The 24,791-nt window shown below is 60.4% G+C and carries 25 protein-coding genes and 1 tRNA gene; 22 read left to right on the top strand and 4 right to left on the bottom strand.

Annotation, left to right across the window (positions count from 1 at the left end; all coding sequences use genetic code 11):
- A complete protein-coding gene (locus SGJ19_28775; protein ID MDZ4784261.1) occupies nucleotides 1-975 on the top strand; it encodes a type II secretion system F family protein in 975 nt (324 codons plus the stop codon).
- A gap of 186 nt (nucleotides 976-1,161) precedes the next feature.
- Here the strand turns inward: SGJ19_28775 and SGJ19_28770 are convergent, their stop codons facing one another.
- Complete coding sequence (locus SGJ19_28770; protein MDZ4784260.1) at nucleotides 1,162-1,755, bottom strand: DNA-3-methyladenine glycosylase; 594 nt, start codon at nucleotides 1,753-1,755, stop codon at nucleotides 1,162-1,164.
- 231 nt (nucleotides 1,756-1,986) lie between these two features.
- Between SGJ19_28770 and uvrA the strand changes: the two genes are divergently transcribed.
- From uvrA to SGJ19_28745, 5 genes are all read left to right on the top strand, one after another.
- A complete protein-coding gene (gene uvrA / locus SGJ19_28765; protein ID MDZ4784259.1) occupies nucleotides 1,987-4,890 on the top strand; it encodes an excinuclease ABC subunit UvrA in 2,904 nt (967 codons plus the stop codon).
- A gap of 464 nt (nucleotides 4,891-5,354) precedes the next feature.
- On the top strand, nucleotides 5,355-6,695 hold the full coding sequence (gene thiC / locus SGJ19_28760; protein ID MDZ4784258.1) for a phosphomethylpyrimidine synthase ThiC: 1,341 nt from the start codon (nucleotides 5,355-5,357) through the stop codon (nucleotides 6,693-6,695).
- A gap of 13 nt (nucleotides 6,696-6,708) precedes the next feature.
- Nucleotides 6,709-7,425, top strand: coding sequence for a hypothetical protein (locus tag SGJ19_28755; protein MDZ4784257.1), 717 nt, complete (start codon nucleotides 6,709-6,711; stop codon nucleotides 7,423-7,425).
- A 223-nt stretch (nucleotides 7,426-7,648) separates the two neighbouring features.
- On the top strand, nucleotides 7,649-8,323 hold the full coding sequence (locus tag SGJ19_28750; GenBank protein ID MDZ4784256.1) for a hypothetical protein: 675 nt from the start codon (nucleotides 7,649-7,651) through the stop codon (nucleotides 8,321-8,323).
- Nucleotides 8,324-8,563: 240 nt separating this feature from the next.
- Nucleotides 8,564-8,932 (top strand): hypothetical protein, encoded by a 369-nt coding sequence (locus SGJ19_28745; protein ID MDZ4784255.1) that lies wholly within the window; start codon nucleotides 8,564-8,566, stop codon nucleotides 8,930-8,932.
- A 264-nt stretch (nucleotides 8,933-9,196) separates the two neighbouring features.
- Here SGJ19_28745 and SGJ19_28740 read toward each other — a convergent pair whose 3' ends face one another.
- Entirely contained in the window at nucleotides 9,197-9,475 is a 279-nt protein-coding gene (locus SGJ19_28740; protein ID MDZ4784254.1) for a hypothetical protein, read from the bottom strand.
- Between the two features lie 102 nt (nucleotides 9,476-9,577).
- Between SGJ19_28740 and SGJ19_28735 the strand changes: the two genes are divergently transcribed.
- The 13 genes from SGJ19_28735 to SGJ19_28675 all read left to right on the top strand — a co-directional run bounded on the left by SGJ19_28735 (nucleotide 9,578) and on the right by SGJ19_28675 (nucleotide 20,033).
- The gene (locus SGJ19_28735) at nucleotides 9,578-10,390 is read left to right on the top strand and encodes a hypothetical protein (protein ID MDZ4784253.1); all 813 of its coding nucleotides are present in this window, start codon (nucleotides 9,578-9,580) and stop codon (nucleotides 10,388-10,390) included.
- A 269-nt stretch (nucleotides 10,391-10,659) separates the two neighbouring features.
- On the top strand, nucleotides 10,660-11,871 hold the full coding sequence (locus SGJ19_28730) for a tyrosine-type recombinase/integrase (GenBank protein ID MDZ4784252.1): 1,212 nt from the start codon (nucleotides 10,660-10,662) through the stop codon (nucleotides 11,869-11,871).
- Nucleotides 11,871-12,626: a hypothetical protein gene (locus tag SGJ19_28725; GenBank protein ID MDZ4784251.1), complete on the top strand. Its 756-nt coding sequence runs from the start codon at nucleotides 11,871-11,873 to the stop codon at nucleotides 12,624-12,626. Before SGJ19_28730 ends, SGJ19_28725 begins: the two co-directional genes overlap by 1 nt.
- A gap of 102 nt (nucleotides 12,627-12,728) precedes the next feature.
- Nucleotides 12,729-12,938 (top strand): helix-turn-helix domain-containing protein, encoded by a 210-nt coding sequence (locus SGJ19_28720; protein MDZ4784250.1) that lies wholly within the window; start codon nucleotides 12,729-12,731, stop codon nucleotides 12,936-12,938.
- 53 nt (nucleotides 12,939-12,991) lie between these two features.
- Nucleotides 12,992-13,339: a hypothetical protein gene (locus tag SGJ19_28715; GenBank protein ID MDZ4784249.1), complete on the top strand. Its 348-nt coding sequence runs from the start codon at nucleotides 12,992-12,994 to the stop codon at nucleotides 13,337-13,339.
- A gap of 298 nt (nucleotides 13,340-13,637) precedes the next feature.
- Nucleotides 13,638-14,255, top strand: a complete 618-nt coding sequence (locus SGJ19_28710) for a hypothetical protein (GenBank protein MDZ4784248.1) — start codon at nucleotides 13,638-13,640, stop codon at nucleotides 14,253-14,255.
- Nucleotides 14,252-16,477, top strand: a complete 2,226-nt coding sequence (locus tag SGJ19_28705; GenBank protein ID MDZ4784247.1) for a DNA polymerase — start codon at nucleotides 14,252-14,254, stop codon at nucleotides 16,475-16,477. Before SGJ19_28710 ends, SGJ19_28705 begins: the two co-directional genes overlap by 4 nt.
- 216 nt (nucleotides 16,478-16,693) lie before the next feature.
- On the top strand, nucleotides 16,694-16,996 hold the full coding sequence (locus SGJ19_28700) for a hypothetical protein (GenBank protein ID MDZ4784246.1): 303 nt from the start codon (nucleotides 16,694-16,696) through the stop codon (nucleotides 16,994-16,996).
- A complete protein-coding gene (locus SGJ19_28695) occupies nucleotides 16,993-17,199 on the top strand; it encodes a hypothetical protein (protein ID MDZ4784245.1) in 207 nt (68 codons plus the stop codon). The genes SGJ19_28700 and SGJ19_28695 overlap by 4 nt, the downstream gene beginning before the upstream one ends.
- Nucleotides 17,200-17,725: 526 nt before the next feature.
- Nucleotides 17,726-18,109 (top strand): hypothetical protein, encoded by a 384-nt coding sequence (locus tag SGJ19_28690; GenBank protein ID MDZ4784244.1) that lies wholly within the window; start codon nucleotides 17,726-17,728, stop codon nucleotides 18,107-18,109.
- Nucleotides 18,106-18,321 carry a hypothetical protein gene (locus SGJ19_28685; GenBank protein ID MDZ4784243.1) on the top strand — a complete coding sequence of 72 codons (216 nt, stop codon included), beginning with the start codon at nucleotides 18,106-18,108 and terminating at the stop codon, nucleotides 18,319-18,321. The genes SGJ19_28690 and SGJ19_28685 overlap by 4 nt, the downstream gene beginning before the upstream one ends.
- A 2-nt stretch (nucleotides 18,322-18,323) precedes the next feature.
- Nucleotides 18,324-19,646 carry a phage major capsid protein gene (locus SGJ19_28680; GenBank protein MDZ4784242.1) on the top strand — a complete coding sequence of 441 codons (1,323 nt, stop codon included), beginning with the start codon at nucleotides 18,324-18,326 and terminating at the stop codon, nucleotides 19,644-19,646.
- A 102-nt stretch (nucleotides 19,647-19,748) separates the two neighbouring features.
- Nucleotides 19,749-20,033: a hypothetical protein gene (locus SGJ19_28675; protein MDZ4784241.1), complete on the top strand. Its 285-nt coding sequence runs from the start codon at nucleotides 19,749-19,751 to the stop codon at nucleotides 20,031-20,033.
- Between the two features lie 173 nt (nucleotides 20,034-20,206).
- Here SGJ19_28675 and SGJ19_28670 read toward each other — a convergent pair.
- Nucleotides 20,207-20,277: transfer RNA gene (locus tag SGJ19_28670), tRNA-Gln, on the bottom strand.
- A gap of 317 nt (nucleotides 20,278-20,594) precedes the next feature.
- Between SGJ19_28670 and SGJ19_28665 the strand changes: the two genes are divergently transcribed.
- From SGJ19_28665 to SGJ19_28655, 3 genes are read left to right on the top strand one after another with little or no spacing between them, the layout of a single operon-like run.
- Nucleotides 20,595-22,253, top strand: a complete 1,659-nt coding sequence (locus SGJ19_28665) for a SpoIIE family protein phosphatase (protein MDZ4784240.1) — start codon at nucleotides 20,595-20,597, stop codon at nucleotides 22,251-22,253.
- On the top strand, nucleotides 22,247-23,341 hold the full coding sequence (locus SGJ19_28660; GenBank protein MDZ4784239.1) for an alpha/beta fold hydrolase: 1,095 nt from the start codon (nucleotides 22,247-22,249) through the stop codon (nucleotides 23,339-23,341). The genes SGJ19_28665 and SGJ19_28660 overlap by 7 nt, the downstream gene beginning before the upstream one ends.
- Before the next feature lie 46 nt (nucleotides 23,342-23,387).
- Complete coding sequence (locus SGJ19_28655) at nucleotides 23,388-23,966, top strand: NAD(P)H-dependent oxidoreductase (protein MDZ4784238.1); 579 nt, start codon at nucleotides 23,388-23,390, stop codon at nucleotides 23,964-23,966.
- 125 nt (nucleotides 23,967-24,091) lie between these two features.
- On the opposite strand, the gene SGJ19_28650 is transcribed toward SGJ19_28655, so the two are convergent.
- Nucleotides 24,092-24,791 (bottom strand): hypothetical protein (locus tag SGJ19_28650; protein MDZ4784237.1); only part of this gene is annotated, 700 nt, incomplete at its 5' end.

The following is a 24,791-nucleotide window of genomic DNA, read 5'->3' as shown; positions in this document are numbered from 1 at the left end:
ATGAGTTTCCTGTTGGCCTCGGGCCTGGTCAGCTTCGAGAAGTTGCTGCCGTTCGCGATCTTCGGCCTATTCGCCGCCTGCGCTTGGCTGGTGCTCGACCGCGTTGCGCGCGGACAATCGCGCGCGTCGGAGCGCCTGGATGAAATCAAGAACCCCGGCGCGCGGAAGCGCTCCGAGGCGGTCGGCGGCAAAAAGCAGGACGCGATGAGCAAGGTCCTGGAGAAGGCCGCGCCCGCGCTGGCCAAGTCGCTCCAGCCCAAGACCGAGCTGGAAGTCAACAAGCTGAAGACCAAGCTCTCCAACGGCGGCTTCCGCAGCGAAGCGGCGCCGACGGTCTTTCTGAGTATGAAATTCGTCGGGCTGATCACCGGCCTGGTGCTCGGCTCCGGCAGCTTGCTCGGCGTTGGCGTCACGCAACAATCCGTGATGTACGTGATCCTCGCCGCCGGCGGCCTGTTCTTCCTCCCGGAGGTGGTGCTGTGGTGGATGATCCGCGGCCGCAAGCAGAACATCTTCCTCGGCCTGCCGGACGCCCTCGATCTGATGGTGGTTTGCGTGGAAGCCGGCCTCGGCCTCGACCAGGCCATGCGGAAGGTGTCCGAGGAAATGAAGAAAACGTACCGCGTCATTTCCGATGAATTCGCCTTGTCGAATCTGCAACTGCAAATGGGGCGTCAGCGCTCCACGGTGCTGCATGAGTTGGGCATTCGCACCGGCGTGGACGACGTCCGCGCGTTGGCTGCAATTCTGATTCAGGCCGACAAATTCGGCTCCAGCATCGCACTGGCCCTCCGCGTGCAGAGCGATTCGATGCGCACGCGTCGCCGGCAACTCGCGGAAGAAAAAGCCGCCAAGACGGCGGTGAAATTGATCTTCCCGCTGGTGTTGTTCATCTTCCCCGGCATCTTCGTGGTGCTCGTCGGCCCGGCCGCGATCACGATGGTCCGCGACATGTTTCCGAAGATGGGCGGGTAAGGGCGAACGACGTATCACAGTCTCCTTTCGCTCCGCGAAAGGAAACGCACTCTCGCGGAGCGAAAGGCGACGATGTTCTAATCCGACTGTAGCCGCCCTCTGTGAGGGCGGTGGAGCGGACGTCGATTGCAGATCGGCGCGTGGCGTGATATCCGCGCGTTCTCCGGCCGACGTCGCAGACCTCGGCTACCGCGGGCGCCGTTGAGAGATCACTTGCTCATCGATATACCGCAGCGGCACATCTTTCCATTCCTTCGCGTAGTCGATGCCGATCCGCGGCGTGATCGCGATGCTCGGGCGATAGCCGGGCAAGTTTTGGAAATACAGCTCTTTGCCGGTGACCGTGACCCCGTTCTCGGCGCGCGTGACGCGGAAGCCGCGGGCCAGCAAACCCGGCCCCGTGAGCTTCGCTTGCCAGCCATCAAGGGGAACCGCGGCGCGAATCAGCACCGCGTGCGCCTCGCCTTCCGTGCCGACGACGACGTTCAGCATGTCGTAGATACCGTAGATCAAATAGACATACGCTCTGCCCGGCGGCCCGAACATCGTCTCCGTCCGTCGCGTCCGCCCGCGCGAAGAATGGGACGCCAAATCCTGTGGACCAAGATACGCCTCGGTCTCGGTGATCCGGGCTCGCAATCGCAATCCCTCCCCGCGCCGCACGAGCACCTTGCCGATCAAATTGCGCGCTACGTCGGTCGCTGAACCTCGGAAGTAATCGAGCCCAAGCTTCGTCGGGCGCGGGGTCGTGATGGTGCTTTCTGACGAGTCATGACGCACGCGATGGAGCGATAGGCTTACCGTTCGAGACTATGATTTCCGCAGAAGTAGGGCAATAGCCAGGCCTGTGGGAGGCGTCTCCGACGCCGATGGAGCGAACGCATTTGCGGCCATTTGCGCGTATCCGCGTCAACTCCATCGGCGTCGGAGACGCCTCCTACAGTTTGCCACACCGAGATAAAATACCGGATTCGCGACATCCCTGCATCGACTACTGAGCGAATCCCGACCATGGCCGTTCCACGCCTGATCCAACTGCGCGGCGTGGAGGTGCATAATCTGAAGCATCTGGACCTCGACCTGCCGCACCGCAAGTTGATTGTCCTTTGCGGCGTCAGTGGGTCCGGCAAGAGCAGCCTGGCGTTCGATACGCTCTACGCCGAAGGTCAGCGGCGGTACATCGAGAGTTTTTCCGCCTACACGCGGCAATTCTTGGAGCGGATCGAAAAGCCAGCCGCGGAACGCATCGACGGGATTCCTCCGGCCATCGCCGTCGAGCAGCGCGCGCCCAATCGATCGAGCCGCTCGACCGTGGCCACCACCACCGAGGCCAACGATTATTTGCGGTTGCTGTTCGCCCGACTGGGTCGTGTGTATTGCATCACATGCGGACGCGAAGTGCGACGTGACTCTTCCCAGAGCGTGGCCGACGAACTCGCGCGGCTTGAAGCTGGGACGCGGTTCCTCGTCACGTATCCGATAGCCTCCCTCACTGCGTCGGAAGTTTCGGCCACCATTGCCACGCTCCAAGAATCCGGGTTCGCCCGCGTGATCTGGGACGATCGCACGATCAATCTCGCCGATGCGCCGCCAGAACGCCCGCCGCGTGACGGTCGCGTGCATGTCGTCGTCGATCGCCTCACCACCGTCGCTGCTGCCGAGCGCACGCGCGACTCCCTCGAAACCGCTTTCCGTCACGGCGGCATCTGCCACATCTGGACGGGTGCCACTGGCGGCTTGACCGCCAGTGCTGACGAGCGATCAACAGTTCAGGATGGCCCAACACTGGCGGACAAGCCGCCAGTGGCACCCACGTCTTCGTATTTGCTCGACGGACAGTCCTGGCAGCGCACCGCCTACAGCAACCGCTTCCGCTGCGATCACTGCGCACGCGACTATCCCGAGCCGGACCCGCGGCTGCTCAGCTTCAATCACCCGGAAGGCGCCTGTCCGACGTGTGAAGGCTTTGGCAACATCGTCTCAATCGACCTGGACCTAGTGATCCCGAATCCGGAGAAGACACTACGCCAAGGCGCGATCGCCCCGTGGAACACCCCATCGTACGCGCACGAGTTGGAAGAACTGCTGGCGCTGTCGAAGGACTACGGCATTCCCGTCGACGTTCCCTACAGTCAACTTGATGAGCGCCAGCGCCAACTCGTCTATGACGGCGTACCCGAGCGTAACTTCGGCGGCCTGCGAGGTTTCTTCCAGTGGCTGGAGCGCCGTAAGTACAAGATGCACCTCCGCGTATTTCTGAGCCGGTGGCGCAGTTATCAGCCCTGCCCGGCGTGCCATGGCGCGCGCCTTCGGCCGGAAGCATTGGCGGTGCGCATCGCGGGGAAGAACGTCGCCGATGTCTTGACGCTGAAGGTGCACGACGCCATCGCGTTCCTCGACGCGCTGCAACTGTCCACCGAGGAACGCAAGATCGCCCGCGTGATGCTCGAGCCACTCCGCGCGCGGCTGGGCTATCTGGCCGCCGTTGGACTGGGCTATCTCACCCTCGATCGCACGTTGCGCACGCTCAGCGGCGGCGAGGCCCAGCGCGTGGCGCTCACGGCGGCGCTCGGTTCGAGTTTGGTCAACATGCTGTATGTGCTGGACGAACCGTCGATCGGACTGCATCCACGCGATACCGAGCGGCTCGTGCATTCCGTCCAAGGTCTGCGCAATCGCGGCAACACGGTCGTCGTGGTCGAACATGACGAACAGTTCATTCAAGCCGCGGACCAACTCGTCGAGATCGGTCCGAGCGCCGGGCAACGCGGCGGGCAGCTTGTCTTTCAAGGGACGCCGGAGGAAATTCTCAAAGCGCCAAACAGTCTGACCGGTGATTACTTGGCTGGTCGCCGCCTGATCAGCACGCCGTCACGTCGGCGCGAACCGAACCATGGCTGGATTCGCCTCACCGGCGCGCTGGGGCACAATCTGCAGAACGTCTCCGTCGAATTTCCGCTCGGCGTCCTCTGCGTCGTCACGGGCGTCAGCGGATCCGGCAAGAGCACTCTAATCGAAGACACGCTGTATCCCGCGGTGCGCCGCCGACTCGGCCTCGACGCGCCGAAACCGCTCGAATTCACCGACTTGCAAGGCGACGGGCAGCTCGATGATTGCCAACTCGTCGATCAAAGCCCCATCGGCCGCTCGCCGCGCTCGAACCCGGTGACCTACGTCAAGGCCTTCGATGAGATCCGCGCCGCCTTCGCCGCCACCGGCGACGCCAAATTGCGCAATTACACGGCCAGCCATTTCAGCTTCAACTCCGCCGACGGCCGCTGCGCCACTTGCGAAGGGGACGGCCATCTCGCCGTCGACATGCAGTTCCTGGCCGACGTCTACATGAAATGCCCGCAATGTCACGGGCGGCGATATCGGCGCGAAGTGCTGGAGATCAAATACCGCGGCCGCGACATCGCCGACGTCTTGGAAATGACCGTCCGCGAGGCCTTCACGTTCTTCCGCGGCCAGAAGAAAGCGCAGACGAAACTCAAACGCCTAATGGACGTCGGGCTCGATTACATCTGCCTCGGCCAGCCGGCCAACACGCTGTCCGGCGGCGAGGCACAGCGTCTCAAACTCGCCGGATACTTGAGCGCGAAGCGCCGCGGCCGCTGTCTGTTTCTGCTCGACGAGCCAACCACCGGGCTGCACTTCGCCGACATCGTCCAACTGCTCGATTGCTTCACGGCGCTCCTCGATGCCGACCACTCGCTGATCGTCGTCGAGCATAACCTGGCCGTGATCCGCGCCGCCGACCACATCATCGACCTCGGCCCCGAAGCCGCCGAGTCTGGCGGCCGCATCGTCGCCACGGGCACGCCGGAAGCCGTCGCCCAGGCAAAAGAGTCCATCACCGGTCGCTATCTGGCCGCATCCCTGGCCCAAGACGCCAGCGCCGCCGAGCATGATTGACACTTAGTGCTCCACCGCTAAGATGAATCGAGACTTACAGTTACGTCCAACAACCCTGGCTGACGAGTCAACTCCGAGGATTCACCACGGAGGGCACGGAGAACTCGGAGGGGAAGAGTGAGGGGAATGCTTTTTTGAACCGCGGAGGCGCTGAGACGCGGAGAGGAATTCTGAATTTCTAAATTGGAATGTCGAATCAGATTTGAATGACGAAATCTGAATGCATTCATTGTTGAATGCTCGACGACCAACCTTCGTCGTCGTCGACGAATCAAGTCATTCGGCATTCGAGTTTCAAATTTGATTCGACATTCGAATTTAGGAATTCAAATTTCCCCACTCCTCTCTCAGCGCCTCTGCGGTTCAAAACAACTTTCTCCTCCCCTCCGTGTTCTCCGTGCCTCCGTGGTGATTCCACGCAATAGACGTTGTTCCTCCGTCGGCCGTTTTCAAAGGTGCCCATGATGACTCAGCTTCTCGCCGCCCGGGCAGGGCAGATTACTTCGGAGATGGAATTCGTCGCCCAGCGCGAGCAACTGGCGCCGGAGTTGATTCGCGATGAAGTCGCCGCCGGACGGATGGTGATTCCGGCCAACAAAGTTCACTTGCAGAAGAAGCTGGAGCCGATGTGCATCGGCGTCGCCTCGAGTTGCAAGATCAATGCCAACATCGGCAACTCGGCGGTGACCAGCAATCGCGAAACGGAGTTGGACAAGCTCCACACCGCGGTGCACTTCGGCGCCGACACGGTGATGGACCTCTCCACGGGCAAGGACATCGATCGCATCCGCCAGGCGATCATCGACGCCTCGCCGGTCCCCATCGGCACGGTGCCGATCTACCAGATGCTCGAACAACTCGGCGGCAATATCGAGGACATGCGGCCGCAGCATTTCCTCGACATGGTTGAGCATCAGGCCAAGCAAGGCGTCGATTACATGACCGTCCATTGCGGCGTCATGCTCGAACACCTGCATCTCACCATGCAGCGCGTCACCGGCATCGTCAGCCGCGGCGGTTCGCTGATGGCCAAGTGGATGATGGCCCATCGACAACAGAATCCACTGTACACGCACTTCGAAGACCTCTGCGACATCATGCGCGAGTACGACGTCACCTGGAGCCTCGGCGACGGCCTCCGCCCCGGCAGCATCGCCGACGCCAGCGACGCCGCGCAATTTGCCGAGCTCGACGTCCTCGGCGAGCTCACCAAGAAAGGCTGGGCCAAAGGCACGCAAGTCATGGTCGAAGGCCCCGGGCATATCCCGATGCACGAGATCGAGATGAACATCAAGCGCCAGATCGACATCTGCCAAGGCGCGCCGTTCTACGTGCTCGGCCCGCTCGTCACCGACATCGCCCCCGGCTACGACCACATCACCAGCGCCATCGGCGCCGCGTTAGCCGGCTGGAGCGGCGCGGCGATGCTCTGCTACGTCACGCCGAAGGAACATCTCGGCCTGCCGGAGATCGACGACGTGAAACAAGGCGTAATCGCCTACAAGATCGCAGCCCACGCCGCCGACCTCGCCCGCCAACGCCCCGGCGCCCGCGACCGCGACGACGCCCTGAGCCGCGCCCGGTTCGCCTTCGACTGGAACGAACAATTCCGCCTCTCGCTGGACCCAGAAACCGCCCGGCGGATGCACGACGAAACCCTCCCGCAAGACACGTTCAAAAGCGCCCACTTCTGCAGCATGTGCGGCCCGAAATACTGCTCGATGAAGATCACGGAAGATATTCGGAAGATGGCGGCGAATGGAGAACCGCTGGTGGTGCTGGAGGGAGTTGGCGCGAATGAGTAAGAAGGGCAGATCCATGGAAGTTGAGCAATCGTTCGGCATCGTCGGAGTCTTCGACGCACTTGGCGTCAAGAACTTCGACGATGACCAGATTCGATCCTTCGTCGAGCTTCAAGACGACCTTCGCCAAGTCGTCGACGCAAAGGCAAGCGATCAATCGGCAGCCCGCGGTATCTTCTTGCCGAAATTGTTTACATTCAACGATACGATCATAGTTGCATTAGAGGCAAAAGACGAAGAAATCTATGAGGCGATCAAGGGATTTGCAACAATCGTGCGGCGTCTGGTGTCATTCTGCCTTTCAAGAGCCGTATTTCTTCGAGGTGCGTTCTCAATCGGCAAATACATTGCAAGCGACCGACATAATCTGATCATGGGAAAGGCCGTGACGGACGCCGCAACGTGGTATGAAAAGCCTGAGCTAATCGGGGCCATTGCGACGCCCAAGGCATCAATCGTAATTCGCAAGCATGTATCGAGTGACATCGGTGCCAAACAACCGGATTTTCTTTTGTTTGAGGCCGAGATTCCATGTAAGGGCGGGCCGCAAAGGCTCTATGCGGTAAACTGGCCGAAAGCATGTTATGTTCGTTCGCTTCGTCCGAGCGGGTGCCTTGAAGGGAAGGAATTGGCGTGGCTTCTTGGCTTGCTGGGAGCCTATGAGATTCCATTTGGAGTTGAGCACAAATACAGGAACACGATCGAGTTTTTCGAGAAAGCGCCACGAGACTGAAGTTCGCTAGTTCAGGCACGGTTGCGGAAGCGAAACGTACGTCGAAGGGTTGACCATTGCCACGCACATTGTCGTCTGGTGCCACCTACCTAACGACACTCGGTCGCTCCTCGTTGCGTCAACGCCTCGGCATTTCGCCGGCCTGTTTCGTTTGGCCATTGTCGCGTGCGTCGACCATAGAAGAGTTGGCACTGAATGTCGTATCGGCAAGAAAGTAGCGTTCATGAATGCATACCGCAAATCCGCATTCGAGTTCATTCGCGTTCTTGGTCGCTGGTTCTGGATGCTTGCCATCGGCGAGCTTTTTGGAATTCTCGGCCTCATACTCGACATTACGCGATGGGACGGCTTCTCGACCTGGGTTTGGCTCACTGCGATGGCGTTGGGGATCGTCGCCGCAACATTCTACGCTTTTAATCACGTGAGGCTCGAACGAGATTCGCTCAGTGGGAAACTTGGCGAACAGTTGACAAGCGCACCGGCTAGACTCGCGCGTACAAAGGCACGGCTTCGCGAAATTGCCGAAGAAGGGCGCACGCGAATTATTTCACTAGCGAACTACACAGTTCACGCGCCCGTATCGTGCATCGGACCAACAAGGCTTGGCGGAGATGTCGCCCACGAATGGAAACAATTTGATGAATGGAAGGAGCAGTGCGCGCAAGAAGTAGAGTTGCTTCTTGGCGCACCGGCGCGCAGCAGGTTTATTCGCTGTTTTCACGGAACGCCACTGGAGCGAACCTACCGTTCGACTGACGGGCCGATGGCGTGGTTTGAATTCCATTCGGCACATTTGTATTCGGCGGCAGACAGCTTGGTAGAGTCTGATTTCACCTTCCCTGACGACACGCAGCCAAGTGGGTCAGGCACCTCCGCTGAAGCCAAACGGCCGGCCTGAAAAACAACCATCGCGACGTACAACGTCCTCGCCAACAACGTGTCTGACGGATCCGCGCGCTATTCCTTGTCAGGCAATTAGCCTTCGACGACGCTGGGCTTTGGCGACATCTTTCGGCGGGGCCGGCGGCATCGACTTCGACCGGGGTGCCTGACCTACAAAAGGCGCGATTCGCTGGCGCTCCGTTCACGCTCGCCGCGCTACTCGGCAACTAGGCGAGTGTTGCGGTATGATGCTCGCATGAAACTGCGTTTCGAACACGTTGGCCAGCCGCTCCTCCCCGGGTTTCAATTCCTCAAGCGATTGCTGATCAGCGTCGGCGTGGGCATGGGGCTGATCGTGTTGTCGCTCGTAGCCGGGATGGCAGGCTATCATTATTTGGAGGATCTTTCCTGGATCGACGCCTTCCTGAATGCGTCGATGATCTTGTCCGGCATGGGCCCTTTGATGCAACCTGAGACCGCGGCCGGAAAAATCTTTGCGGGTATCTATGCACTCTACAGCGGGTTCGCGGTGCTCGTCATCGCGGGCATCGCTCTGGGACCCGTCGTGCATCGGATGCTGCATCGGCTGCATGCCGACGATGCCGACCTGAGCGAGAAAACTTAGCTTCGTGATGCAAATCTAAACGATGGCGCCCAATCCAATCCTGTAGGTCAGGCACCCTCGCCGAAGTCGAAACGCTCGTACAGCGATTAGCCGTCGCAACAACCAGAGAAGTTGCCGGCAAATTGCCTGACGGAACGCGGCCGCTCTTCCTTGTCAGGCAATTAGCCTTCAACGACTCTGGACTTTGCAGGATGCTTCGGCGGGGCAAGCAGCTTCGACTTCGACCGGGGTGCCTGACCTACAAAATTGCCTGGCGGAGTGCGTTCAGAACCCCACGTTCAGCGAGATCGTCAGCAAGTGCATGCTCATTTCCGCCGTGTAGTCGCCGACCAGCGTCCCTTCGTAGACGCGCGGGCTGTAGAACTCGTTGTGGAACGGCGATTCCGCATGGAATTCTTCCGGGAAGGGGTTGGCGAACGTGTAGCTCAGGTCGAGGAACAACTTGGGCGTGAAGAAATACGTGGCGCCGGCCGTGGCTGCAACGCCGAACGCCCAATCGGTGTCGGAGACGGTCTGGGGGAGACCTGAGGCGTCGTCTCGCATTGCGTCGCCGCTTGCCCCTCCAAATCAATCTGCGATACTGCTCCCGGCAGGCGGCTTTTCAGCTTTGACGAGCAACTTTCAACCTGGCAGGAGTGGCATTCGATGACCGCGTTTCTCAAAGACTGGGAAAAGGAAAAGAAGGCCTTCAAGGCGAACGTTCTGACGGAACTGCAGAACGGCGGCGCCGCGATTCCGGCCGATTTTAAGAAGCTCGCCGCCACGTTTCTGAAGGCCGACACCGGGATGACGCCGGCGCTCAAAGAGGTCGACGCGGCATTCGGCAAGGGACATCGTAAGGCTGTGATGGACGCCCTCACCGCGCTGCACGCCGTCATCGAAAAAACTGCGGTGAAGGTGCTGACCTTCGCGGGCGAAGCGAGAACCAAATCCAACGAAGTCACAGATCAGACCGCCTCGAACGCCCTGAGTGAAATCCACATGGCGGGCGCGACCTTTAACAAAGTGGTGATCGGGTTCGAGACGCCCGTGGCACGGGAACTGGAGAAGCTGCAACAAACGAAAAGCCCGACCAACACGAAGATCGACATCATCTCCCTCGAAGGAGACATGGACGCCGCTCTGGCCAAGTTCAAAACCGAGGCCAAGAAGTACAGCGAACTGGAAAAGAAGTTCAAGACGCTTAATGCCGCGAAGCAGGCCGAAAAGGCGATGCAGGCCTATTCCAAGGCGGCGGCCCGCACTCAGGTCACGGAGGCGCGCGTGGCTTTGGAAGTCTTTTTCGAAGGGGTCGACGACTTGGTCGACCACAAAAACACGATCGCCAAAGACAAGTCCAAGCCCGACCAAAACTACATCGACGCGGTCGAAAGCCTTTGCAAAGCTCTGAAGACCATCACGACGGCGCGCGGCGCGGTTTCCTACAAGAACCTGAAGACACTGGAAGGCCGCGCGTGACCGTGGAAGCGCCGCGACTCAACCTGGCCGGCTGGGACAGGTAGTTCCCGATCAAGGAGAGAAATTGGGGAACTAGGATTCGAACCTAGGCTAACTGGTTCAGAGCCAGTGTAAAGGCGCATGCTCACTGGTTCATCGAGATTGATAAGCGTCTATACTGCTTTACTTTCCGCCGTTTCACGCATACATTGTGCTACACCCAGATTCATGGGAATTGACCGAGTGCGTAGCACAGACGTAGCACAGAACCGACCCAGTGAGGCTACACGATGCGTAGCAAGTTGCGGGTTGCGGACCCCGATGGCCGTGCCGAGCCAATCAAGTTTCGATTCTCCAAGGGATCGCTAGAGCGATTCCCGGCACCGGCGGAAGGGCGCATCTTCGTCTATGACGAACTTGTGCCAGGGCTATGCTTGGCGGTCACGCAAGCCGGCGGCCGGACGTTCTACCGCAATGGCCGTGTCGATGGTCGGCCCCAGCGCGTACGTATCGGGACGTTCCCGGGGACCAGCATCGAGCAAGCCCGCAAAGTAGCGGCGAAAATCAACGGGCAAGTCGCCGATGGGCAAGACCCGCAAGAAGCCAAGCGGAACCGCCGCGCCGAGGTCACGCTCGGCGACGTATTCAACTTCCACTTGGAGCACTTCGCCCGGTTGAAGAAAAAGACGTGGCGCGAAGATGAGCGGATGTTCAACGCCTACCTGTCGCCGTGGAAAAATCGACGGCTGGCGACCATCCGCACCGAAGAGGTCCAAGCTTTCCACACTCGACTCGGCACCGACCACGGTCAGTACCAGGCGAACAGAGTTATCGAACTGGTCGGCAAACTATTCAGCACCGCTGCCGGCAAACTCGGCTGGAAGGGCGACAACCCAGCCCTCGCCGTGGATCGGTTCAAGGAACAATCCCGGGACAGATTCCTGCTGCCCGATGAAGTGCCGAAACTGCTACGAGCCATCGACGATTGTCCAGACGCCGCCTGGCGCAATTACTTCCGGCTGCTGCTGCTGACGGGCGTGAGACGCGCGAACGCGCTGGCGGCCCGATGGGAGCAAATCGACTGGCAACGCGCCGTATGGCGGCTGCCGGAGACCAAGAGCGGCAAGCCGGTCAACGTCGAGTTGGCACCACAGGCCGTGGAGGTCTTAGAAGCCCAGCGTGAGATTGTGACGGGCTCGCCGTGGGTGTTCCCTGCCAACCGGAGCGATAGCAAGAGCGGTCACGCCTCGCAACCGGACAAGGCATGGCGGGCGATTTGTGCGGCGGCTGGGATTACCGACCTGCGATTGCATGATCTTCGCCGGACGCTGGGAAGCTGGCAGGCGATTGGCGGTGCTAGTCAGACCATCATCGGCGCTTCGCTAGGGCATTCGCCCGGTTCATCGGCGACGGCGGTTTACTCGCGACTCACGCAATCCACGGTCCGCGAATCGGTCACCAAGGCCGTGGACGCTTTATTGGCGGCAGGGAGGGCGAAGTGATGGACGCATTGGCGAGGTTCATTCACGAGGTGGCATCACACCACAATTCGCTTGCTTGGACACACCAACACGGACTAGAACTTCACCGCAACGGCTGGTTGGAGCCAGCGTATCAGCCGGTGCCGAATCCCGAGAATGAAAGCGGCTGGCACACTTCGATGGGTTTTTATGAGGACCAAAGCCCGCCGCGCAAGGACGCCTTGACCGGAGAGGTTATTCCTAAACCGCCGCTGCTGCATGAAGTGGTCAGCAACATCGCCTGGAAAAATGCTTACTCAGCCGCATTGCAAGCGCGTCCCGAGATTGCGGACCGAATTACTCGTGTCGCCGACGTGCATCGCAGATTTATCGATGCCGTTTGTGAGGCGTCATACGAGCGCCGCAACTTGAACTACGAAGGGGATGCCGCCGCAATTGCAGAGTTTGGCATTGCGATGGAGAATCTGTTGCCGTTTGCCAAAGGGCACCCCAACCCGAAGCCGCCGGCCGCGAAGCATCGTTTGTCAATTGACGTGAATGGCCTGTGCGCCACGCTCGACGATAAGCGATTGCAGCTCAAATCAACACAGCTCGCCGTGTGGCTGGAAATGCTGAATTCCCCGGCGGGTGCGTGGGTCAGCGCGTCAGATGCCAAAGAGCTTGATAATCGTTTGCTCGGAACGCGGACCGATACACTGCGCAAACAGTGTCCTGAGCCGATTCAAAAGTTGCTTGAAACTAGCAACAAGTCGGGATGCCGACTCAAACTCGGTTGATGCGCACTTAGCGCTAACTAAGCGCGTACTGTTTGCGCGTTATTCCCGTCTAGACTTCGCCTGACGTTGCTGGTCACTGACCAAATTCAACTCAGGTGAAACATGCTAGCCGTAGACATTCCCGCGTTGCTCGACACTGAGCAAGTTGCCCACATCCTCGACGTGAAGCCGGCCACTCTGGTCGCTTGGCGGCATCATCGCCGCTACCCGCTTCGATTCACTCGCGTCGGGCGGAACATCAGATACCGGCGCGAAGACGTGTTGGCGTTTCTCGAAGCCCGCACGGTCGATTGCGGCGATTCCCAAAACTAACCCCGCGCCCCTCTGCTTTCACGGCGGCGGCTGGGGCGTTTCTTCAAAGTGCCGTGCTGGAGATTCGTGCAATGGCTGTGCAACAGAAACAGCGAAGTTTGGGAGACGTCGTTGAGGACTTCGGCGGGCTGTATGAATGCGAGTCTGCCGCCAGAGGTCTGCTTCATGTCTTTCAGCAGATGGACAAAACACGCAGTGAGCTGATGCGTACGGTCGAGGCCGCCATGAACGATCGCGGGCGAGTGCTCAAGAGCAAACTCGACCTGAACTCCGTCCGCAGTCGTGTCGGCACCCTGCAATCCTACACGCAAGATGCACAGTGGGAGCGAATGGAGCTGGACTCGGCGATTGATTCACTCGAACGCGAAATCGAGGAACTCGCCGCGATTGTGGAGGCTTAACCATCAAACGCTGCCGCCCCGGGTGCGAACCGGGGCGGTAGCTCAAACTGGAGTTGTACTGTGCGAATGAATCTTACTCTCGCGGATTCTGTTCCGCAACTTGCGTGGCGATCCAATCCCTTTCGGGGGATCACGACGTGAGTGACTGCCACCTGTGCCAAGTCCGCCCTGCGATCGCATTGCGCGTTCCGACTCGCGGCGGCGTGTTTGCTCTCTGCGGGCAATGCCGACGCATGCACGGCATCTACCCGAAGCGGACGAAGACCACAACCAAACCCAAAACGATCGAGGTTTCACCATGTCCGACGCATCGACAATTGACGTTCATCTAACCAACGGCAAAGCGGCGCCAGCGGAGGCCGCGCCAGACCCGTTTGACCTGGACCGACTCCGGCTTTCGCAGAACTTCGGCGAGACGCTCGGCGTCAAGAAGATGCTCACCACGCTCCGCTGCCGCAAACCTGATCGGCAAGAGTTTGTCCGCGTCATGCCGGGCGATGAATGGCGACTCCAAACTGCGATCCTCGAAGATCGCATCAACCGCGAGGACTACATCGTCGACCCGCGCTTGCATGGCGACGTAGCGGAATTCTTGCAACCCGTCGTGCTGCTGCTGGCGACCACGAAGCAGAACAACCCGTTTTTGTGGCGGTGCAAGCTGCCATCGTCGGATGGTAGGCCAAACGCCTGGAATGATTCGATGCTCGCGGCGGCGCATGCGGCGGAGACGAAGTGGGTGCGCGTGGCGGCGAACATGCAAGCCGGACTCTACGACGTGTTCGTCGCGTCTGGAGAACTGGCGGAACCGGAGTGGCCGGAGTTGTCGTTCCAGCAGTGCGTCAAGCTCTGCTTTCAGTCGCGGTTTATCGCCGTGTTAGATCACCCGGTTCTCAAGCAACTCCGCGGCGAAGCATGATCGACACGTTCCGCGAAATCTGGTTGGCGGACTTTGAATTCTCCGCGCCGCCGGGCGAGCGCCCACAACCGCTCTGCCTGGTGGCGCGGGAATTCCGCTCCGGGCGGCTGCTGCGCTTGTGGCGTGACGAGTTGCACGCATTGCGCATCCCGCCGTTCGATACCGGACGACGGACGCTGTTCGTCGCTTACTATGCCAGTGCGGAACTCGGCTGTTATCTGTCGCTTGACTGGCCGATGCCCGAGCGAATCCTCGACTTGTACGTCGAGTTTCGCAACGCCTCGAATGGCCTACCCACCACGTGTGGGAATGGCTTACTCGGCGCGCTGGTCCACTATGGACTCGGCGGCATCGAAGCGGCGGAGAAGCAAGAGATGCGAGAACTTGCGATGCGTGGCAACGATTACACCGACGCCGAGCAAGTCGCCTTACTCGACTACTGCCAAACGGACGTGGACGCACTGGCGAAACTGTTGCCCAAGATGCTGCCGGAGATTGACCTCCCGCGTGCCATCTTGCGGGGCCGCTATATGGCGGCGGCTGCACGCATGGAATCGGCTGGCGTGCCGATCGACGTGGAAAGCCTGGAGCAACTCCGCGAGTCTTGGCGGTCCATTCAAGGTCAACTTATCGAACGGATCGACGCCGACTTTGGCGTGTACGTTCCGCGTGGTCAAAAGCGCATCGACCCGAGCACTCCGGCCGGCGCGGCGGTCTTCACCGAGGCCCACCATAACGAACTCGACCCGCACCACTTGGCGGAAGCCCTCGACTACGTGTGGAAACGAGAACTCGATAGCCGGCTGGAATGGGAACGGGCGAAAGCCGCGGCTAGACGTGACACCGGATTGACCGTGCGGAAAATTGAAGACTGGGAGCGGCGTGGCGGGCGGCATGGTCGGGGCGGCGACCATAGCGATTACCCGGGACTCGACGTGACCGCGCGGGAGATTGCCGGCCGCTACCCCGAGCTAGGCATCGGCCCCGGTTACGACGGCGACGACGGCCGTGACTATGCGGCACTCCTATGGGAGACGCTCCGCGAGCCGGCACGGCCGAAGCCGGTTAAGCACGACCCCGAGTTAATAGCCCGCGCCGTCGATCTACTGCGAAACAACCCCGGCGAGACCGACCCCGCGCAGGCGATGACGTTCAGTGCGGAACGATTCGCCCGGTATCTGATTGCGGAAGATATTCCGTGGCCCCGGCTGGCGAGCGGTGCGCTGGCCCTAGACGATGACACGTTCCGCCAAATGGCCCGCACCTATGCGCAAGTCGCTCCGCTCCGCGAGCTACGGCATTCGCTGGGTGAGATGCGGTTGTTCTCCGACTTGGCCGTGGGCGCCGACGGTCGCAATCGCTGCTTGCTGTCTCCCTTTCGTTCCACCACGGGACGCAATCAGCCGAGCAATGCGAAGTTCATCTTCGGCCCGTCGGTCTGGCTGCGCGGACTCATCAAGCCATCGCCCGGGCAAGCGGTAGCCTACATCGACTGGTCGCAGCAGGAATTCGGCATCGCGGCGGTACTCTCCGACGATCCGGCCATGCGCCACGCATACGCGAGCGGCGACCCGTACCTCGAATTCGCCAAGCAAGCCGGGCTAATCCCCCGTGACGCGACGAAGCAATCGCACCCAGCGGAACGGGACCGGTGCAAGGTCTGCATTCTGGCGACGCAGTACGGCATGGGACCGGCGAGTCTGGCGCAGTCGCTGGGGCAACCTGAAGCCTATGCCCGTGAGCTACTCGACCTGCATCGGGCGGCCTATCCACGATTCTGGAAATGGTCCCAAGCCTGCGTCGACCACGCGATGCTCCGGGGATCACTTTGGACCGTATTCGGCTGGCGGGTGCATGTCGGCGGCAAGAGTAATCCGCGATCGCTGGCGAACTTTCCAATGCAAGCCAACGGGGCCGAAATGCTCCGGCTGGCCTGCTGCCTGGCAACCGAGCGAGGCATTACGGTCTGCGCCCCGGTACACGATGCGGTCTTGGTGGAGGGTGCCGACGAAGAAATCGACCACGTGGTCGCCGCGACTCAAGCCGTCATGCGAGAGGCGTCCGCCACGGTACTCGACGGATTCGAGTTGCGATCCGATGCGAAGATCATTCGCTACCCCGAACGCTACTCCGACCCCCGGGGTGAACGAATGTGGGGAGAGGTTTCCGAGCTACTTACCCAATCCAACATGTTGCGAAACCAACAGCACTTGTTGGTTTGAGCGTATCACTTGTTGGTTTGGCAACACCCGTCCATTCTCCTTATTAGATTCTCCTTATTAGATTCTCCTTTTATAGATACTACCTACCTCTTACTGGAGTAGAGACCCATGGAAGAAGTGAAACTCTCCCTGGATGATTTGCGCCTCTCAACAGAAGCTCGAGCCAACATCGAGCGGTCCCAACGGAGAACCCGCAAGTCAGTCGGGACAACCTCCGTGCCGTTCATTCGCGGACCTATCCCCGAATGGTGGATTACCCGCGCTGCCAAACTGCCTGCGAAGTCGTTGCACCTGGCGCTCGCGATGTGGGCCGTGCATCACTGCGATAGGGACAAGCTCGTACGCATCAACCGGAAGTTGCTTGCGAAGTACGGCATGAGCCGGGACTCCGCGTATCGAGCGTTGGCATACCTGGAGGGTGCGGGATTGATTGCGTGTGACCGCAAGCAAGGTCGACTCGCAACCGTGCGGCTGCTGCTGGATTTACCAAACCCCGAACTGGAGGAAACCAACACGTGAGCAATTCATCATTCGACGCCGAGCACGCTGCCGCCTATCGGACGGCGCAGCACGAGGGATGGAAGCCAGCCGACCGCGCTGCCATCGCATCACGAGCGGCACGACGCAAGGCAAAGGACCCTCGACGGCTGTGGAGTTTCGTCATACCGTCCGACGCCGAGGTCGCCGAGGTGGAGCGCATCGAAGCGGAGTTGAAGGGGTGAGGCACCCCCATTCAATTTCGCGGCGGCGCGCACGCACTTACCCCCTCGTATGTCATCGACCAGCTTGCAGAAATGGCAACGCCCCCCGGGGGTAGGTCGAAGACCTGGAGCGCACGCGCTCGTCTACGTTGTCCACCCCGTGCGTGTTTTTTCACGGGTTTTGACATAAGGGGTATCGGCCCCGTGTCGCACGACGCCAACGCCTAACGCAAGGCAACGCATATGCACGACCGAAATCACGTCCAACACGCCGCAACGCAACAGAACGCAAACTGTGCGATTACAGAGGCAGTCTGTCCAACTTGCAAGACGCCGTTGTACGTGTACTCGACGAAGATCATCGCGGGAACACGCAAGCGTTACTACCACTGTCCAACGTGTCGGCACCTGCCGGAACAGAACGTCGAGACGATCCCGCTGGAACGCGCACCGAGGATGCCCAAGAAGAAAGTTGTACCACGGTAGTACGTAGTTACAAATCAATTCACAACTTCACGTGTACCATCACAAAGGGAAGCCAATGAACATGACACCGCAATTCGCAATCGTTCCAACTGGATTCGACCCACGGCGCATCGACCCCGACGGACTGCGACAGTTTCGCACCTGGATCACAAGCAAGATTCTGCCGGCCGCTCCGGCCTACGGCGAATTCTTGCACCGGTGGCTACAGGACGAAGAAGTCCGCCAGCATCAAACACCGGACCAAGTTTCGGTCAAACACCTGATGGCAATCCCGAACGAACTGCCCGGCTGGGAGTTGTATGAAGTGGCTCAAGCCATATTCTTCGCGAACGAAATCAGCAAAACGATTAGCTGCGAAATGCTGGGACGAATGTTCGACCATCAAGTCAGCGCGTTCGCCCACTATCTCGCGTTTCAACTTCAACCGTCGGAGGCCGCACAGTGAGCGACTACTTGAGCATTGCAGAAGTCGCCGACCGTCTCGGCGTGTCGACGCTGACCATTCGGCGTTGGTGGTACAGCGGAAGCATCATCCCGCCGGTGCGCCTCTCCAAGCGTTGCCTGCGATGGCACGCTGCCAAGTTGGCGTTGTGGGAAACCAGCCGTAAGCCGGCGGCACCGCCGGAACCAAAACACCCAGCATCAATCGAGGTATAGAAATGGCCGTTTCGACTGGCAAGCAATTGATGAAGTGCCACGACTTGCGAGCGGCGACGCTCCAAAAAATGCAATCCGTTTACGACCAGGCGGAGAGCGACAAGCGTGCATCGTTGACCGTCGAAGAGGTCCGCGACTTTGACGACTGCGAGGCGGTTATCGACGCCCTCGACGTGCAGATTCGTGAACTGAAAATCAAGCAAGAAGAGGAAAAGCGTATGCCAACTGCACCTAATCCCGCCGCCGAGACCTGGGAGCAAACCGCCGCCCGAGAAGGCGAGGATGCCGCGAACGAACGGTATCATCGCGCCTTGCCACGGAAACTACTCGACGCGGAGGGGCGCGAGTATCGGGCGCTCACTCCACAACATCGCATGGCGGACATCTACACGCGTGACGTGTCGGTCCGCGATAGCAACTTGTCCCTTGGGCGGATGTTGAAGGGTAGCATCACGGGCGACTGGCGCGGCGCTGACGCCGAACGCCGGGCGATGGGTGAAGGCAGCAACAACTTGGGCGGCTATCTCGTGCCGGATGCGTTGTGGAGCCAAGTGCTCGACGCGGCCCGTGCGAAGTCGGCCTACGTTCAAGCTGGTGCCATCACGGTGCCAATGGAAACCGAAACGCTGGCGATGCCGCGCATTGACGCCGACCCGACGTTCGCGTTCAAGGGCGAGAATGACGCGTTCAGCGAAAGCACCGTCGGATTCGGTTTGGTGAATCTCGTAAGTCGCACGTTTGGCACGATCGTCAAGGTGTCCGAAGAATTGTTGATGGACGCGCCGATGGCGGCCGACGCGATTGAGCAAAGCTTGATTCGTGGTTTGGCGACGGCGCTGGACTCGGCGGCCCTGATTGGCTTGTCGCCGGGTATGTCGGGACTGATTCAGAACTCGACGATCGTGACAGCGCAAACGGGCAGCGTTGGTGCCATCGATTGGTTGGACCTGCACACTGCGGCCGTGGCCGTTCGCAGCAACAACCATGAGCCGACGGCCTATGTGTGCGATCCGGTGATTGCCGGAGACCTCGACGCGATCGTCAGCGGCGACGGCACTACCTCCGCTCGCCTCTGGTTAGGACCGCCACCGAGCATTGCCGGCATTTCGCGATTCACGACCACGACGATGCCGACGTCGAGCATCATCATGGGCGACTTCTCGTTTGCCGTGCTGGGCGTGAGGATGCAGCCGCGAATCGAAATCTCGCGCGTTGCTGACGATGCGTTTGAGCGGTTCCAAGCGGCGATTCGCATCGTGTGGCGCGGCGATACGGCCGTGTTGCGACCGAGCGCGTTTCACTTGCTCGCCGGCATCACCACCTAATCTACAAGCGCGTCAGCGGCTCGTGGCCGCATGGCCTCCGCCCCTCGTGCCGTTGGAATGCTCACAGCGCCGCGAGGGGTTTTTCAATCCACAAGGTGAACTATGGCTGCGATGGGAAAAGAGCGCATCACGGACTTGTCAGAGGCGACGGCATTGACGGTTCCGAACGGCGCGAAGCTTGCGACAATCACGAACACCGGCTGCGCCGTCCGTTACTGGACCGACGGCTCGGTACCCACGGCAGTTCAAGGGCACGTGCTGCCGAGCGGCGAAAGCCTGACGCTTACCACGGCGAGCGGATTGGCAACAGCGCAGTTTATTGCCGAATCCGACGTGGCGGTTTTAGATAGCGGGTTGGAAGTGAGCTACTTCAACCACCAAAGTTAATTTCTAAGGAAGCACAAGCGGTGACTCGTTGTCGCCTCCTGACCCCCGGCGGGTGATGCCTCCGGGGGGTTTTTATGCGCCCGTAGCACATGCGTAGCACAGGGCGATTTCCGTTGTTGGGAGCATGAAAAAACCCTTGCCGCAAGTTATTTGCTAGCAAGGGTTTGCTTCCATTGGGGAACTAGGATTCGAACCTAGGCTAACTGGTTCAGAGCCAGTCGTGCTACCGTTACACCATTCCCCAAGAAAATCGTCCCCAAAAAAATGGTGAACGCCCAGATTCGTCTAGTCGCCGTTGCCGGCGGTTAGCGAAGTAATACGGGCTGTTCACCGTCCAATAGGCTACGTCTGCCAGTGCGCTTCGTCAAGAGCGACAAGAGGTTGCGACACGGGGTTCGCGCTCCGCTGGGCGATCGGATCGGGCGTTGACGGGCGCTTTCCCCCCCAATTAGAATCTGGGTTGCGCCGACGCCCACCTTTATCCCCTGACGGCGAGGCCCTGCCGCTCCGCAGTGAGTGGCGACTGGTCTCCTAAAAATGGGCGGCATGTCCCGCTGATTCATGGCCGTATTGCAACTTCTCAAAGGGCAGACGCCTGGCCAGATCTTCGCTCTGGAGCGGGAATCGTCCGTATTGGGCCGGCACCCGGATTGCGACATCGTGCTCGATGTCCAAGCCGTGAGCCGCCAGCATGCGAAGATTCTGCGCTCCGGCGCCGATTTCTACGTCGAGGACATGGAGAGCCGCAACGGCACGTTCGTCAACGGCGAGAAGATCGAGGCGCGCCGACTGTTGCGGGATAACGATCGTCTGAAGATCTGCAATCTGCTGTTCACGTTCCGACTTTATCCGCCGGGAATGAGTGACAGTTCCCGGGCGCTGCTGGTCGACGACGAGGGGCCGGTTCGCAGTTCCACGATGACGTCGCAGGTGGACGTCGGCAATCCGCGCACGCCGGCGCGGATGTCGGTCAATCCGGAGCTCAAGCTGCGGGCGATGCTGGAGATCACGCAAAGCCTGTCCAAAGCGTTCGACCTGGAAGAAGTGCTGCCGAAGATTCTGCAAACGCTCGGCCACATCTTCGTGCAGGCCGACCGCGGTTTCGTGGTGTTGCGTTCCGAACCCAGCAATATGTTGATCCCCGCGGCCGTATGGCATCGGCGCGGCGATGATCAGGAGACGATCCGTATCAGCCGCACCATCGTCAACCAGGTGATGACGGACAAGCTGGCGATTTTGTCCGCTGACGCGGCGAGCGACGACCGTTTCGATACCAGCCAAAGCATCGCCGACTTTCGCATTCGTTCGATGATGTGCGCGCCGTTGTTGGACAGCGACGGCAAAGCGCAGGGCGTGATTCAAATCGATACGCTCGACCAGCGGAGCCGCTTCCAGCAGGACGATCTCGATCTGCTGGCCAGCGTCGCCTGGCAGGCGGCGCTCGCGATCGAGAACGCGCAAAACCACGAACAATTGCTCACGCAACGTGCGTTGGAGCGCGATCTGGTCCTCGCCCACCAGGTGCAGCAAGCACTGTTGCCGGACCAGGTGCCCGTGCTGCCGGGGTATCAGTTCTTCAGTTTCTATGAGCCGGCCAACCAGGTCGGCGGCGACTACTACGGCTATATTCCGATGCCCGGCGGGCGACTTGCCGTGGTGATCGCCGACGTGGCGGGCAAGGGCATCTCGGCCGCATTGCTGATGGCCAAGCTTTCGGCCGAGGTTGGTTATTTGCTGGCCACCGAGGCCACGCCCGCCGACGCGCTCAATCGGCTGAACGTGAGTTTCGTCCGCGTCTTGAACGATCGCTTTGTCACCATGGCGATTGTGGTCATCGACCCCGCGCGGCACGAGGTGACCATTGTCAACGCCGGCCACATGGCGCCGCTGTTGTGCAAGCCGGGCGGACAAGTCGTCGACCTGGGCGAAGACACCAAGGGAATACCGATCGGCATCGAAGAAGACCATCGCTACGAGCAGTGCGTGATTCCGCTCTCGCTCGGCGATACGGTCACGATCTATACCGACGGCATTAGCGAAGCCATGAACGGCGACTTGCAGCAATACGGCATTGATCGCATCGTGAAGGATCTTTGCAAGCGATCGGAGCGCGACACGGTCGACAAGCTCGCCGGCAGCGTGCTTGAGGACGTGAAACGCTTCGTCGGCGACCAAGATCAAAGCGACGACATGTGCCTGGTGTGCTTCGGGCGATGCTAACGCACAAACTCAAACGCGCAGCGGCCGTGTATCTGCTGGCTGTCGGTGTCGCTTCTTTCGCCCGTGCGCAAACCGTCGAGTTGCTCGATCACACTGATCTTTCGTACTTCATCGACGACGAAGACGTTGCGCGCCCCGTTCAAATTGCGGACGATTGGCAGCAACGTCGCCGGGCGATCTTGAAGTCGTTGCAAGAAGTAATGGGACCGCTGCCGGATCCGCAACCGGGCGCGCCGCTCGATGCGCAGACCATCGAGGAAGTCGCCATGCCCAAGTATGTGCGGCGAAAAATCACTTACGTGCCGGAGTCGGGCGATCGTGTGCCGGCATATCTTCTATTGCCGCGTGGCGAGCCGCGGCGGCGACCGGCGATGCTTTGTCTTCATCAAACCACGGACATCGGCAAAGGAGAGCCGGCAGGGCTGGGTGGGCTCGGCACACTCCACTACGCCCATGAACTAGCGGAACGAGGCTTTGTTTGCCTCGTACCGGACTACCCGTCGTTCGGCGACTATCCTTACGACTTCAATCGCGCCGACGAGCCTTACGTCAGCGGCTCGATGAAGGCGATTTGGAACAACATCCGCGGCGTCGATCTGCTCGTGGAAATGCCGGAGGTTGACGCCGAACGGATTGGCGTGATCGGGCATTCGCTCGGCGGGCACAATGCGATCTTCACGGCGGTCTTCGATGAACGCCTGAAAGCAGTCGTCACGAGCTGCGGGTTCACTGGTTTTCAGCACTACTACGGCGGCAACCTGCAGGGCTGGACCAGCGACCGCTACATGCCTCGAATTCGCGAGCAGTACGGCAACGATCCGCGCCGCGTGCCATTTGATTTTCATGAGTTGATCGCCGCGATCGCGCCGCGATCCGTGTTCGTGTCCGCGCCGTTGCGCGACGATAACTTCGAGTTGCAGGGAGTGCGCGAGGTCGTCGCCGCGGCCTCCGTGATTTACCGGCTGCATGGCGCCGAAGCAAAGTTGCACGCCGAATATCCCGACGCGCCGCACGAGTTCCCGACGCCGGTCCGCGAACAAGTGTACGAATGGCTGCTACAGGAATTGGGCGCAGCCCCGGGCAACTGATCCAGGTTGCTTTCCATCGATCTCGTCTCCGGAGAGGATGCAAAACATGTCGCAACCCACGATCTTGGCCTTTGCCGGAAGTGCTCGGCGCAGTTCATTCAACAAGCAGGTCATTCGTATCGCCGTGCGCGGCGCCGAGCAAGCGGGCGCGAAGGTCACGCTGATTGATCTGGCCGATTTTCCGCTACCGCTCTTCGATCAGGATCTGGAAGCCGAGTCCGGCCCGCCGGCGAACGCCGCCAAGTTGTTCGAGCTGCTGAAGTCGCACGACGGATTGATGCTGGCCGCGCCGGAGTACAATAGCTCGATCACGCCGCTGTTGAAGAACACGATCGATTGGACGTCGCGCAAGTTCGGCGAAGTCTCCGGCCTCACGGCGTATCAAGGCAAGGTCGCCGTGTTGATGAGCGCCTCGCCCGGCGCACTCGGCGGACTGCGCGGCCTGGTTCACCTGCGAGCCATTTTCGGCAACATCGGCGTCATCGTGTTGCCGGAACAAGTCGCCGTGATGCAAGCCCACAACGCTCTCGACGAACAAGGCAACCTTCGCGACGCCAAGCAACAAGCGGGCGTGGAAAAACTCGGGGCGCGCCTGACCGAAGTGCTTGGGAAACTGCGCGCATAACCCAACGGCACAGCCCTCAATCATCTGTAGCCGAGGACTGTGACCTCGGCGCGTTGGACGTGAGCATCGTCCACTCCACCGGCCTCACAGAGACCGGCTACAGCCAGAAGGATTTGACACCATGTTCAGTTCGTCGGAGCTCTCGTATCCGCCGGCGCTGCCTCCGCCAACGACAACAATCCATCCTCGTCCTTGTCCAACCTGGAAAAAGTCTCCGGCGCGCCCAAGAACTCTCGCGGGCTGATGTCGCCGTCGGAGTTGGCGTCCATTCGCCGGAACCAGGCGGGCGCTTCGACGCTGTCCTCGGTGGCCGGCGCGCCGTAGCTGACCGGCGCGGCGGGGCCTCCGCCCATGCCGCGTTCGAAATGGACTGAGATGCGCGTGGGAATTTCGTCCTTCGTGACGCGGCCGTCGCTGTTGCGATCGCTCGCGCGGAGGCGTTCCGGCGATTCCTGGATTTCCCGCGCGCTCAGCGAGCCGTCGCGATTGGCGTCGAGCGCCGCGAGGAGCGAATGCTCGCCCGGCGTGACCACGGCGCGCACGCGATTCAACAGCGGCGTGCGCTCGGCCTGGAGCGCCGCTTTCAACTCATCGGGATACACTTTGCCATCGGCGTTGCCGTCCCAGCCGTCGAAGGAAGCCTGTTGCATTTCCGGCAGTTCCGTTTTCTCGATGTAGCCGTTCTTGTCCTTGTCCAACTGCTCGATCGCTTGCTTGGCCGCGGCGGCGGTGTCTTGCGGGGGCGTTTGGTCGTTGGCCGTGAGCCGCAGCTTGATGCCGGCGAGATCGAGCATCCAGCCCGCGTCGCCGGGCAGCGCGGCGGGC

The organism is Planctomycetia bacterium (assembly GCA_034440135.1).
In the GTDB taxonomy this organism is placed as follows: Bacteria; Planctomycetota; Planctomycetia; order Pirellulales; family JALHLM01; genus JALHLM01.
The sequence above is the reverse complement of the archived record's forward strand: the minus strand, read 5'-3'. Positions and strand labels throughout refer to the sequence as shown.